The sequence below is a fragment of the Acinetobacter venetianus RAG-1 = CIP 110063 genome (genome assembly GCF_000368585.1).
Taxonomy (GTDB): Bacteria; Pseudomonadota; Gammaproteobacteria; order Pseudomonadales; family Moraxellaceae; genus Acinetobacter; species Acinetobacter venetianus.
In genome coordinates this window covers 22931-36958 of the sequence record NZ_KB849556.1, presented here as the reverse complement: position 1 = coordinate 36958, position 14028 = coordinate 22931, and the positions used below count along the sequence as shown (strand labels likewise).

Annotated in this window: 11 protein-coding genes; 3 read left to right on the top strand and 8 right to left on the bottom strand. The window is 39.6% G+C overall.

What is annotated here, in order from left to right; translation table 11 throughout:
- The first annotated feature begins 663 nt into the window (after nucleotides 1–663).
- Nucleotides 664–1992 carry an OprD family outer membrane porin gene (locus F959_RS00180; protein ID WP_004876308.1) on the top strand — a complete coding sequence of 443 codons (1329 nt, stop codon included), beginning with the start codon at nucleotides 664–666 and terminating at the stop codon, nucleotides 1990–1992.
- A gap of 110 nt (nucleotides 1993–2102) precedes the next feature.
- Here the strand turns inward: F959_RS00180 and ppa are convergent, their stop codons facing one another.
- Nucleotides 2103–2630 (bottom strand): inorganic diphosphatase, encoded by a 528-nt coding sequence (gene ppa, locus F959_RS00175; RefSeq protein ID WP_004876306.1) that lies wholly within the window; start codon nucleotides 2628–2630, stop codon nucleotides 2103–2105.
- Nucleotides 2631–2745: 115 nt separating this feature from the next.
- Nucleotides 2746–3144 (bottom strand): MAPEG family protein, encoded by a 399-nt coding sequence (locus F959_RS00170; RefSeq protein ID WP_004876305.1) that lies wholly within the window; start codon nucleotides 3142–3144, stop codon nucleotides 2746–2748.
- Between the two features lie 150 nt (nucleotides 3145–3294).
- Between F959_RS00170 and F959_RS00165 the strand changes: the two genes are divergently transcribed.
- Nucleotides 3295–3687 (top strand): hypothetical protein, encoded by a 393-nt coding sequence (locus F959_RS00165; protein ID WP_004876302.1) that lies wholly within the window; start codon nucleotides 3295–3297, stop codon nucleotides 3685–3687.
- Between the two features lie 63 nt (nucleotides 3688–3750).
- Here the strand turns inward: F959_RS00165 and F959_RS00160 are convergent, their stop codons facing one another.
- The 5 genes from F959_RS00160 to F959_RS00135 form a co-directional block, all read right to left on the bottom strand.
- Entirely contained in the window at nucleotides 3751–5430 is a 1680-nt protein-coding gene (locus F959_RS00160) for an AMP-binding protein (protein WP_004876300.1), read from the bottom strand.
- Nucleotides 5431–5586: 156 nt separating this feature from the next.
- Complete coding sequence (gene parC, locus F959_RS00155) at nucleotides 5587–7806, bottom strand: DNA topoisomerase IV subunit A (RefSeq protein ID WP_004876299.1); 2220 nt, start codon at nucleotides 7804–7806, stop codon at nucleotides 5587–5589.
- A 415-nt stretch (nucleotides 7807–8221) separates the two neighbouring features.
- Nucleotides 8222–8866, bottom strand: a complete 645-nt coding sequence (locus F959_RS00145) for a trimeric intracellular cation channel family protein (protein WP_004876296.1) — start codon at nucleotides 8864–8866, stop codon at nucleotides 8222–8224.
- A gap of 51 nt (nucleotides 8867–8917) precedes the next feature.
- The gene (locus F959_RS00140; RefSeq protein ID WP_004876293.1) at nucleotides 8918–9400 is read right to left on the bottom strand and encodes a YchJ family protein; all 483 of its coding nucleotides are present in this window, start codon (nucleotides 9398–9400) and stop codon (nucleotides 8918–8920) included.
- Between the two features lie 137 nt (nucleotides 9401–9537).
- A complete protein-coding gene (locus F959_RS00135) occupies nucleotides 9538–11115 on the bottom strand; it encodes a TerC family protein (RefSeq protein ID WP_004876291.1) in 1578 nt (525 codons plus the stop codon).
- A 326-nt stretch (nucleotides 11116–11441) separates the two neighbouring features.
- Between F959_RS00135 and F959_RS00130 the strand changes: the two genes are divergently transcribed.
- The gene (locus tag F959_RS00130; RefSeq protein WP_004876289.1) at nucleotides 11442–12062 is read left to right on the top strand and encodes an LOG family protein; all 621 of its coding nucleotides are present in this window, start codon (nucleotides 11442–11444) and stop codon (nucleotides 12060–12062) included.
- Nucleotides 12063–12113: 51 nt separating this feature from the next.
- Here F959_RS00130 and F959_RS00125 read toward each other — a convergent pair whose 3' ends face one another.
- Nucleotides 12114–13895, bottom strand: a complete 1782-nt coding sequence (locus F959_RS00125) for a choice-of-anchor I family protein (RefSeq protein ID WP_004876287.1) — start codon at nucleotides 13893–13895, stop codon at nucleotides 12114–12116.
- Nucleotides 13896–14028 lie beyond the last annotated feature (133 nt).

The following is a 14028-nucleotide window of genomic DNA, read 5'->3' as shown; positions in this document are numbered from 1 at the left end:
AACTTTTAAAAACCCTGATCAAATCTAAGTCTTGTGCTATAAAAGTGCCAAACTTATAGAAGCAGTGCGCTTTTAATGCTCCCTTAACTCAATATCATGATTATTTTTGATCAATTTCGACGCACCACAAAAAAACAGACCATTTTTTGCACAAAAACAATGCAAAATAAAAATTTAGCTTCACTCAGAGTATTTAAAATACAACTGTTCTAGCGATTAAGACCAAAGTGATCAAAAAAAGTGCATCTTAAAAAACTTAAACAAAACTGAACAAACTGTTTGTTTTTCATCCTCAACAATTTGCCATTCATCGGGATGTCATTTTTTGCAAATCAGCAGAATAATTTTCAATCAAAGAAAAAATAAATACTTAAATATAAAGAAGAAAAACTTGAACAAATCACGTATTTTTGTAGAAATAAATCAAAAAATAACCAGCATAAATTACATTCAACATAATGTTAAATATAGATAATATTCAATATCTTAATTTTAATTATCTTGCTTTTTAAACAAGAAATAAATCATAAAATCATATATGTATTTTATTTAAAAATAATTAAAATTTTTTAATAAAAATCTATCTTTTTTATGTATAACTTATACAATTGGTCAAAATTTCGGTTTTGATCGAAATTTATTTTTTTATTTATGAGGCTACCTATGCCAAAGGCAAAAAAACTTACATTGGCGGTTTTGATTAATGCCGCATTGATCTCCTCAACATATGCAAGCGAACAAAGCGAAGCAAAAGGATTTGTTGAAGATGCCAAAGGGAATATTTTATTCCGTACTGGTTATTTAAGTCGTGACAAGAAAAATGGTGTCGAAGACACTAGCTCATATGCTCAGACGGCGATGGTAAAACTTGAATCAGGTTTTACTCAAGGTTTTGTCGGCTTTGGTGCTGGTATTATTGGCGATGCTTCTTTCAAGTTAGGCTCAAATAATAATGCTGGTAACGGTATGATCCCTAAACACCCAGATGGTTCAGCTTATGACCATTGGGCTCGTGGTGGTGGTTTTGTTAAAGCACGCGTTTCTAACACAACTGCAACTTACGGTACTCAGATCTTAGATCTTCCTGTACTTGCAAGTAACACTGCACGTTTAGTTCCTGAATATTTCGAAGGTGTTCTTGTGAACAGCCGCGAAATCGATGGTCTAGAACTTACTGCTGGTAAATTTACGAAGAATCAATATTCTGACCAAATTAAATCTGACGGTAACGAATTAGATAGCGCTGTTGTTTGGGGTGCGAAATACAAAGTAAATGATCAGATTAATACCTCTTATTATGGTACTGATATCAAAGATCGTTTAGAGCGTCATTACGCAAACGTAAACTATAAACAAGCTTTAGCGAACAACAGCTCATTAACTTATGATTTCAGTGGTTACCATACTGATTGGGATCGTAAAGCAAATGATAGCTTATATTCGTATATCGGTTCTGTAGACGATAAATTCCAAAACTCTATTTGGGCAATCTCTACAACATATAATACTGGCCCACATACAGTGATGGTTGCATACCAACAAAACAGTGGTAATGCTGGTTACGACTATGGTCTTGGTAAAGGCGTAGGTGACGGTCACCAAACGATTTACATGCCAAACTCATACCTTTCTGACTTTATCGGTAACGATGAAAAATCAGCTCAGCTTCAATACAGCCTTGATTTTGGTAGCTTCGGCGTACCAGGCTTAAGCTGGACAACAGCATTTGTCTACGGCTGGGATATCGACACAAACGCAGCAGTTAAAAATGCTGGTGGCGATGTAATTGGTCGTGTACGTACAGCAGACAATGCAACTGAGCGTGAATTCTTCAACCAAGTGAAGTACACAGTTCAATCTGGTTTTGCTAAAGATGCAAGCTTACGTTTACGTCACTCTTATTACCGTGCAAGCGATGAATACCAATCTGGTTACATCGGCGATACGAATGAATGGCGTATCTGGCTCGATATTCCTGTGAAATTATTCTAATTCGCAGTCGATTTCATCGAGTTATAAAAAAACCTCCATTCATTGAATGGAGGTTTTTTTATCGACCAGATTAGATTTTATAATCTATAAAACCTCATTAAATAGTTTTATTACTTCTTCGCAGCTTCGATTGCTTTAAGTACTTCTGCTTTAGCAACATCAGCACCTTCCCAACCACTGATTTTTACCCACTTACCAGGTTCTAAGTCTTTGTAATGAGCAAAGAAATGTTCAACTTGGCTGATCAATAATTGTGGAAGATCAGTATATTCTTGAACATCTTTGTAAAGTGGAGATAATTTTTCGTGTGGAACAGCGATTAATTTCGCATCGATACCACCATCATCTTCCATTTTTAATTTACCCACTGGGCGGCAACGGATTACAGAGCCAGCAGCAACAGGATGTGGAGTTACAACAAGCACGTCTAATGGGTCACCATCTTCAGACAATGTATTTGGTACATAACCATAGTTTGCTGGGTAGAACATTGCTGTACCCATGAAACGGTCTACAAATAATGCATCTGAATCTTTGTCGATTTCGTATTTAATCGGCGCTGCGTTTGCAGGGATTTCAATGATGACATAGATGTCGTTTGGTGCGTCTTTACCCGCAGGAATATTGCTATAACTCATATCAACACTCGTATATATTGTGAAGTCAGATGTAAATCGGACAGATTATAACGTGAATACAATAAAAATGATGCTAGATAAACTGAGAGCTAGCGTTTTTTATCCCTAGCATGTCTCATATCATTTTGATGGTAATCACAAATAGGAAAATTGGACAAAGCAGCGAAAAAAACCAAATAATGGAACGCAAAGTCGCTAGATTTGCTAAATAACAAATCCCGTAGATCACTCGAAATACGATATATGCCCAACCTAGAGTCAGAATGAACCACTCTGGTATGACCATATATTCTGCCATTAAAATTGCAGCAATAAATAGCGGTAAGCTTTCAAAGCTATTTTGCTGTACAGCATTCGCTCTTGCCGCTAAACCTGTCGTTTTGGCCAAAAAATCTCGAGGATTTTGATTGTCTTGCGCTTGGAAACCACCTTTTGATTTTGCAATCAAGGTAAAAACATACGGCAACAAACATGCGACGATAATAATCAAAATAATGCCGCTAATACCTTGCATGCTGACATCCATCATTTGAAGTTCTTCTGATCATGCTATCATAACTTACAATTTATTGAACTTTCATTTGCGCTTGTTCAACAAGCGTTTCTTTTACACAGCAAGTTTGTGCAAAAGTTGTGTCTTTTCATACTGTTTTAAGGTCATTCTATGCAACAGCAAGATCATAAAGAAATGTTTGATGTGCTTGCACAACAACGCCAACATCAGCTTTTGGTTGATCGTGTACTCAAAGTCGTTTTGCCTATTGTCGCCTTTCTGCTGAGTGTGATTTGTGCAAATCTGAATTGGCAATCGACACTCGGCACTTTTGTGATCCTCACCATCGCTTTCTATGCAGTTGGCATTTATCGTTTGACGCTTTGGCATTGGTTAACTGTGATTGCCATCTATGCTGTTGTAGATAATTATTTTAGTTTTAATGGCATTGATCCAACTCGATTACGCTTTCAATTGGCCACTATGCTGGTTTTTGTCGGCATTGTAGGGATTGGTCGTCCTTATATTGACCGATGGCTTATGAAATCGAATAACCCAAAATAAAAATCAAATAAAAAAAACGCCGCAATTGCGGCGTTTTTTCAGCTTCCCTACGTTAACGGGAAGTTAAGCTGGTTTACGTAAGTCTTTACGTAAGATTTTACCAACATTCGATTTTGGCAATTCTTCCATAAATTCAACATAACGTGGGCATTTATAGCCTGTTAAGTTTTGTTTCGCATAAGCAAGAATTTCTTCAGTCGTTAAAGATGGATCTTTCTTCACGATGAATAATTTAGGTACTTCACCTGATTTTTCATCTGGCACGCCAATCGCAGCAACTTCCAATACTTTTGGATGTTTCGCGATAACTTCTTCAATTTCACTTGGATAAACGTTGAAGCCAGAAACTAAGATCATGTCTTTCTTACGATCTACAATCTTGAAGTAACCACGCGTATCCATAACACCGACGTCACCTGTACGGAAGAAACCATCTTTGGTCATTACCTTTTCAGTTTCATCAGGACGGTTCCAATAGCCTTTCATGACTTGAGGACCACGGATTGAAATCTCACCTTGTTCACCTTGTGCCACCTCATTACCATCATCATCAAGCAATACAACTTCAGTTAATGGCAATGGAATACCAATCGTGCCACTGAATTCAGTTGTTGCAGGTGGGTTCGCAGTCGCAACTGGCGAAGTTTCAGATAAACCATAACCTTCGATAATGATTGTGCCTGTAACTTTTTTCCATGCTTCAGCAGTTGATGGCAACACAGCCATACCACCGCCCATAGCCATCTTCAATTTGCTGTGATCAAGTTGTTTAAACTCTTCGTTGTTCACTAAAGCATTAAACAAAGTGTTTACAGCTGGGAAGAATGATGGTTGGTATTTACGTAATTCACCAACTACAGCAGGTAAATCACGTGGGTTAGGAATCAAGATATTTGCTTGGCCCTTGTACATACCATAAAGTGCGCACACCATGAATGCAAAGATGTGATAGAGCGGTAATGCACACACGATACGATCATCTTTAGCGCCATCGCCTGTACCAAATTTGCTTGAGAAAATACCATCACATTGCAATAGGTTCGATACAAGGTTACGGTGAGTTAACTCAGCACCTTTAGAAACACCTGTTGTACCGCCTGTATATTGCAATACAGCCGTATCACTTAACGTCAAGCTTGGGCGTTTATAGTTGCTAGGGTTAGCTTTGTTTAAAGCCGTGTTGAATTTCACATGACCTGGAATATTCCAAGCAGGGATTTGTTTGCGTACTTTGCGTAAAACGAAGTTTACAATTGTTCCTTTCAGTGTACCAAGCATATCACCAACAGAAGCAACCACAACATGCTTCACAGGTGTTTTACCAATAATGCTTTGGTAAACGCTAGCAAAGTTTTCAATGATCACTAATGCTTCAGCACCAGAGTCATTTAACTGATGTTCAAGCTCACGCGCTGTATAAAGTGGGTTTACATTGACAAGTACTAAACCAGCACGGAATACACCAAGAGCAACCACAGGATACTGGAATACGTTCGGCATCATCACCGCAACACGTGTTCCTTTTGCCAAGCCAAGGCTTTGTAAATATGTCGCGAATTTACGGCTAGCGACTTCTAATTCATTGTACGTTAAAACTTTATCCATGAAGATAAAGGCATCACGTGAACCAAATTTTTGGAAATTGCGTTCAAAAATATCAACAAGTGAGGTGTTTTCAGCAGGCAGCGCAACTGTTTCTGGAATTCCTGTCTTTTGGTATTCAGCAAACCAAATCTTTTCCATAATGCCATTATCTCCGAGTGGTAATCCTTAAAAATGTAACAACGTTACTTTCCATGACAAAACATTTTTTTTAACTTTTTGCATTGCCCTGTCAATCTATTCAAACAATATGAATACATTTCATATATAACGTATTTGTGACACAGAATACTAGCCTTATCTCTGAATGAAGAGTCTATTTGCTTTTTGATATCCCCGTGGTAAAAGTTGCCCCTTTGTTGCTCTTTTTCCTATATATTTTTGGAGATCATCCCCTTTCAGTTTTAGATGCTGTTGTCCTGCAGCGACTTGGATTATTTCATCTAAATTCAGGGTTGTCATGGATAAAATTTGCTCTTTTTCATCAAGTTGTATCAACTTATTACCTTTACCCTTATTCAGTACAGGTAACTCTGCTAAATCAACAATAAGCAAACGACCTGATGAACTCAGGATTGCAACATGCGTTGCTTGATGAATTGGCAACAATGGTAAAGCTGTTGCTTTGTCCGTTACTGTTAAGAAAGCCTTACCCGCTTTTGCATTAGTATCAAGCTGTGCAATTTGCGTTTTAAAACCATAACCTTTGGTGCTCGCTGCAAGAATGTCATGGCTGTTATCACCTGTTAACACTTGGATAAATGACACACCACTGGCTGGCGCTAATTTAGAACTAAGCGGTTCACCAAGTCCTCGAGCAGAAGGCAAGCTGCTGATTGGTAACGCATAACTACGCCCCGTCTCATCTAAGAAGTAGACTCGCTGGTTGGTTTTACCCACTGCATGACTGAGATATTGGTCACCTGCACGATAATTTAAATTCGCTGCATCGACTTCACCACCTTTCGCAGCACGTACCCAACCTGCCTCTGAGAGGACAACTGTGACCGTTTCTGCTGGCAATAAATCTTGCTCTTTAATTTGTACCGCCTCTGCACGCGCAACAATTGGAGAACGACGATCATCACCAAATTTCTTCGCATCTTCTTTTAATTCATTGATGATCAGATTTTTTAATGATTCTGGATTTGCCAATTGCTCACGAATAATGGCCGCTTTAGCTTCTAACTCTTCCTGCTCACGGCGAATTTCCATCTCTTCAAGTTTCGCCAAATGACGAAGTTTGAGTTCTAAAATCGCTTCGGCTTGAATATCGTCAATGCCAAAATGCTGCATCAATACTGGTTTCGGTTGATCTTCTTCACGAATAATTCGAATCACAGTATCAATATCGAGGTAAGCAATTAAAAGACCTGCCAAGATATGTAAGCGTTTTTCGATTTTATTTAAATGGTATTGCAAACGACGCGTCACCGTTTGCTTACGAATCTCAATCCATTCCAACAAAATACGACGAATCGATTTAACTTGCGGACGCCCATCAGCACCAATCATGTTTAGATTGACGCGATAGCTCGACTCTAAATCTGTCGTTGCAAATAAATGACTCATCACTGTTTCTGCATCGACACGATTAGAACGTAGTACGATCACCAAACGGGTTGGATTCTTATGATCAGATTCATCACGTACATCACTCACCAGCGGCAATTTCTTGGCAATCATCTGGTCTGCGATTTGGGTAATCACTTTAGAACCTGAAACTTGATACGGCAGTTCAGTAATGACTATTTCATTTTTATCAACAGCGTATACCGCACGCATACGGTAACTACCACGACCTGTGGTTTGAATTTTTAATAATTCATCAGGTGGGGTAATAATTTCAGCTTTCGTTGGTAAATCTGGAGCAGGAATATATTCTGCTAACTTTTCATCAGTCGTTTCTGGATTACGAATCAACGCAATCGTACCTTTCACCACTTCACGTAGATTATGCGGTGGAATATCAGTTGCCATCCCGACAGCAATACCTGTGGTCCCATTCAACAAAATATTTGGAATACGAGCAGGCAAAGTAATCGGTTCTTTCATCGAACCATCAAAGTTATCTTGCCACTCACTTGTACCTTGCCCGAGTTCACTCAGCAATAATTCACTATAAGCAGAAAGTTTGGCTTCGGTATAACGCATTGCTGCAAATGATTTTGGATCATCAGGCGAACCCCAGTTGCCCTGACCTTCAACCAATGGATAACGATAACTAAATGGTTGTGCCATCAACACCATGGCTTCATAACAGGCTGAATCACCATGCGGATGATATTTACCCAGTACATCACCGACGGTACGTGCAGATTTTTTGGGCTTACCTGTCGATTTTAAGCCTAGCTCGCTCATCGCATAAACAATACGACGCTGTACAGGTTTTAAACCATCACTGATATGCGGCAATGCACGATCCATAATCACGTACATGGCATAGTTCAAATAAGCTTGTTCTGTGAATTCAGCTACGGAACGGTTTTCGGTTGCATGATGTGCAAGGCTGGTCATTTCAGCGAGTCATCCAAAATCATTTATTATCGTCAATGTTTTGTATGCTATGTGGATGAAAGCGTTGTGACAAGCCCTTGTTGTTGTTTAAACGTCAAATGATGTCATACAAGAGAGGTTATTTCTTAAATACAATCTGAAAAATTATGAGACAAATAAACATAATATTCGGAATAAGATAATTCTGTTGATCTTGTTGAGTATTTCTTAGCAATTTGAACAATCCAACAGTCACTCCAAATAAAAGGAGATCATGCAGAATGTTTAAAACATCTAACTGAAACTCGTACTGAGCCAGCAAATATACAATCACCAAGATAAGAAAAAGCTTGTTACTTTTATAAAAATCTTTCTTATCAAATTCGATATCATTCATTTTAATTTATCTCAAAGCATCGTATATACAGCAAATCAATCAATGCTCATCTGTCGAAGATGCGGACTCGGCATCATCTTCTTGATAAATAAATTTCGGCATTTCCAAACCAAAATAAATTGCGATTAAACGTAAAGTAAAACCAAAAACTAAAGTGAAAATTACAGTCAAATCATGTGGCAGGCCAAGCTCTAAACATACCCAATAGCAAATGACCGCTACGAAAGAAATACTCGCATAAAGTTCACGGCGGAACACCAACGGTACATCATTACACAAGATATCACGCAGAATACCACCCGACACCCCTGTTAATACGCCTGCCACCGCAGATACCACAAAACCATGCCCCATCGATAAGGCAATCTGGCAACCAATGATGGTAAAGCCAATTAAACCGAGAGCATCCAGTACGAGGAAGATATTACGTAAATGACGCATCCATTTAGCAATAATGATCGTTACAAATGCAGCCGCACAAGTAAGTACCAAATACTCAGGATGCTTCACCCATGTCAACGGATAGTGCCCCAACAACACATCTCGGACTGAGCCACCACCTAGAGCCGTCACGCAGGCAATCAGTACCACACCAAACCAATCCATACTACGTCGACCCGCTGACAGTGCTCCTGTCATCGCTTCCGCAGTAATGGCAATAATATAAATAACGGTGAGTAACATCTGCCTACATCCTAAATCAGGCGTAAAAGTGTGCGCTATTTTAAGACAAACTTAGATGAATTGTGCACAACATTGCTTAAATTTTTTCCCCGAACCACAAACACAAGGCTGTTTCATCGTGATTGATATATCCAAGGTTGGATCAAGAAAATACCAGCGCTGTTGATGCAAAACAAAATGTGAAATTTCATGATGAATATGCTGCTGTTTACCATCTTGATTTTGATCACAGTAATGCGCTTTGAACTCGACCAAGGCGTGCGTTTTATCGAGCTTTGGCTGATGTTGTACTACTTCGAGTTTGAGCCATTGATTCGATTTGCTCCAATCTGCAATCGCTGCACGATCTAAATAAGCCTGCTGCCCAGTCGCAGTGGTCGACAAAATATAATCCACTTGTTGCAAAGCAAAGGCACTATAACGAGAACGCATTAACTGCTCTGCATTTTGTGCATATTGCTGCTCTAAATGCAAAGGCTGACAACATTCAACATATAAGCCTCGCCCACATGGACAATTTTTTAGCAGTGTCATGGTTCTTTCTCAAATAAAAATAGCCTTGGGATCAATCATAAACTATTTAAGTTTCGTCTATGAAAATCCAAGGCTATTGCTATTACGAATTACTTTTTCACGTACAGCAAAACTGTGCGGACAAAGCGTGGCTGTATTTAATCTCGCTCTGGTTTTTCTTTAGCGATGATGCGCACTTTTTCAATTTTATGCCCATCCATCGTCACCACTTCAAATAAGTAACCATCCGCTTCAACCGTCTCACCATTTTCTGGTAAACGACCTAAATGGAACAAGATATAACCTGATAAGGTTGAATATTCTTCACTTTCATCAACCAAGTCTTTGCCCAATAACAAAGAAACGTGACGAATATCGGTTGAACCTTCTAATAGGGTTGAACCATCTTCTAGGCTTTCAGCCGCGGCTTCCAGTTCATCCTCATCGGGAAATTCACCTGCAATCGCCTCTAATACATCAATCGGCGTGGCAATCCCTTCAATCGAGCCATATTCATTCAACACAATTGCCATTTGTAATGGTGCTTGACGTAATTGCTCCATCACCATCAACACTTGCGCATTTTCATGAACAATCAACGGTTCACGTAAATGCTTAGCAAAATCAATTGCGCCTGTTTCGATGTATTCATTCAGTACTTTATGCGTCAGGACAATACCTTCAATATTGTCTAACTCACCGCGTGCCACGATCAAACGCGAATGGGTCATTGCCATTAAACGTGCTTTTAACTCGTCAGGTTCAGCCTCTAAATCTAACCACTCAAGCTCAGGACGCGGTGTCATCACCGACTTCACTGGACGTTCAGATAGACCTAAAACACCTTGCACCATGACACTGTGATAAACGCCATTATCTTCGTCAAAAACTTCTTTGGCATAAGCTTGTGTTGCCAGAACATCTTCAGCTTCGTTGTTCTGCCCTTCACTGCCTTTACCACCGAGCATCCGCAAAACGGCTGACGCGGTACGATAACGCAAGTCCGTTGTCGTCACGAGTTTCTCTTGGTTACGGCGCATAGTTTGGTTAACCATCTCGACCAATACAGAGAAACCAATCGCTGCGTATAAGTAACCTTTAGGAATATGGAAGCCAAAACCTTCAACCACCAATGAGAAACCAATCATCATTAAGAAGCCAAGACACAGAATCACCACTGTTGGATGCTTATTGACAAAGTCCATCAGCGGTTTTGATGCCCAAAGCATAATACAAACAGCAATAATCATTGCCAGCATCATTACACTTTTATCTTTAACCATTCCCACAGCAGTAATGACACTATCTAAAGAAAAGACAGCATCCAAAACTACAATCTGAACAATAACCATCCAGAACGTCGCATGTACGGGGTTTTCTTCTTTTAGTGTTTGGTGTCCTTCGATTCGTTCATGTAACTCCATTGTGCCCTTAAATAATAAGAACACACCACCAAATAATAGGATCAAGTCACGACCAGAAAAAGCATGATCAAAAATATGGAACAATGGTTCAGTAAGTGTCACCACCCATGCGATGGCAGCAAGTAGTCCCAAGCGCATGAATAAAGCGAGAATCAAACCAACGCGACGCGCAGTATTACGTTGTTCAGGTGGCAGCTTTTCAGCTAAAATTGCAATAAAAACAAGGTTATCAATACCCAATACAATTTCGAGCACCACCAAAGTTGCTAAACCTACCCATGCAGCGGGGTCAGACATCCATTCCAGAATCATTGATGTGACTCCTCGGCTAAATCAGCAATATTTTTATCAAGTGGAAAGTTTAAAAGATCGGCAGGCGTCGCCAAAACATTTTTTTTAGGAAATAAGAATAAAGCGGAGCAACAACAACCACTACTCATAGAGGGACATGAATTAATAAAAGGATTTTCAGTATAGGCAAGATTCCAGTGAAATTCATCTATTTTATGTGGATGTTTTTTGCAAATTCTTTCTCACAATGACAAATAGGCATTGTATGTAAAATGTGCATAAAACTGTCATAAAAGTGATTTAGCCTAGACAAGCACAATGAAAATGATAAGGTGAAAATAAACGAAATGAATAGTGTATTAAGAATGACTGAAAATAAAACGATTACTCTCCCAAAAACAACTCAACCTCTTATTGCTTTATATTGCGGTTCACGTACAGGCAATAAACCCATTTATCGTGATAAAGCCATCGAACTCGCTCAACACATTGCCAATCAAGGTTTTGGTATCGTTTATGGCGGTGCAAGTATCGGCTTAATGGGACAAGTCGCCAATACCGTACTGGAACATAGCGGTGAAGTGGTTGGTGTAATTCCTGAATTTATGCTGGATTATGAAATCGCTCACGGTAAACTCACTGAACTGCATATTGTAAAAACCATGCATGAACGTAAAGCGCTTATGGCTGAGCGTGCAAATGCATTTATCGCATTGCCAGGTGGTCTTGGAACCTTCGAAGAAATTCTTGAAATCGCGACATGGGGACAGCTCAACCAACATCAAAAACCTATGATCATTTATAACGTGAATCGTTTCTATGATCCGCTGATCGCACAGCTGGATCATGCTGTCGAAGAAGGTTTTTTACCTCCACAACATCGCGCGAAAGTAATCATCTGCGATACGCTTGAACAAATTTCAAGTGTCATCAAAAATCTCAGCACACCAACTCATATCGAAGTTTAAGCAAAAATAGATAAAAAAGCGGATCAAATGATCCGCTTTTTTGGGTTTAATCTACTGCACGTTGATTTGGTAAATTGCAGTTGAACCACTCACTTCATTGCCCACCACCAAAAGCGGCTTACCGTTTGGTGCATCTTTAGCTGCAATAAAAATTAATCCTTCTGGCCCTAAATCACCTTGTTTCTCTGTATCTGCCTCAGCAAAGTTACGTGTGCTGAAATATTCAATAAACTTCGGCTGATTTGGCGTGCTGATGTCATACACCATAATGCCACTCATACGCTCTAAACCAATAAATGCGAAGGTCTTTTTGCCAATAGCACCCACAGCAATTCCTTCAGGTTCAGGACCTTTATTATCACTACGGTCATCAAATGCAGCTTCTTCGTGATCACTGTTAAAATACGCTGGGAACAATTCTGCTGTTTTCTTCTCAAACTCACTGCCTGAATCCCAAACGAGCTGACCTTGTGTATTCCAAATGCTAAATGAACGTGCACCATATGCATAAAGCTTGTCATAGGTTAATAAACCGTTGGCATCTAACTTTGGCGAACCATCGGCATTGGTTTGATAACCCATATTCCATGCGATATTCAAACGCCCGAGATTCGGGTCTTTACGGCAATCACCCGCTTCAGTCGCTGTTGCACCACAGTAAGCAAAAGTGACTGGATTAAGTTTTGCACCTTTCACCCCATTCGCAAACTTCTGTAAATGGGCAGGATAATCACCGTCTGCATTGAAACCTTTGCTATTAAACAAATGTTTCATTCGAATATTTTCAACATAACCTTTGGTCATGTCCCCTGCAAAATAAGCATCTTCATCAGCCAACCATTCACGGCTATCACCTTCATTTGCAGTAACTAAATAAGTTTGTCCATTGGCTTGATAATTGGCAATCGAATCAGGTTGGTACATACCTACAAGACCTGCCCACGTTTTAATATTGATCAATCCATCTTTATCACTGACATCTAACTCATTGCCCACTTGACCATGATCTTTGTAACCCAATGGGTAAATGTCCGTTACTTTTTGCTGTGCAAGATCAATGCGTGCGATTGCGTTATTTTCCTGCAAAGTCACCCATGCAGTTTTGCTGTCAGCAGAGACCGTGATGTATTCAGGCTCTAAGTCTTGAGCAACGGTTGCATTTGGCCCAAAAATACGCACACCTTTTGCAATCAAATCGGCTTTTTGGTTATTCCATGCTTTAAAATCAGCAACACTGGCTTTCGGTTGTTGAATATTGCGCACATCAATAATGCTGACCGAACCTTCAGGATCAATAGAATAATCATCATTCGGTTCAGCCTCATTTGCGACCAGTACCGTATTGCCATCAGGGCTAAAAGTCACCATATCAGGCAATGCACCGACTGCAACTTTGCTGATAAAACTCAAATCCTTCGCATTGAAGAATGCAACAATTCCTGCATCTGTTTTATTGGCTGCTTGAACTGCAATCGCAACAATTCCATTTTTCACTGCGACACTATTTACTTCTGAATCTGTCAAATAAGCACGTGCAGAAAGCTCTGCGATATGCACAGGCTTTTCAGGTGCGGAAACATCTAATACATCAACCAAACCTTTTTGGGCATTTACGACAAATAGACGTTTGGTTGCTGCGTCATAGGCAGGAATTTCCGCAGCGCTTTGAGCAAATATATTGGTTTCATATCGACCCAATAAACTGAGTTTAATCGTCTCAGGTGTAGGCTCAACTACTTCAGGCGTATTGTTGTGGTTGTCATTATCATCATTACAAGCAACCAACCCCACAGACAGCATTGCTGCCAATAAAACTGAAATCTTAAATTTCATGCTCAATTTCCATACAATTCTTTTATATGACTAATCTAGTGTTGTGAGGTGCAAGTTCGATGACACTTTCATGTCAGTTCGATGACGACTCTTTGACAATTTTTGGCTTTATTTCAAGCAGAGTTGCTTTAAA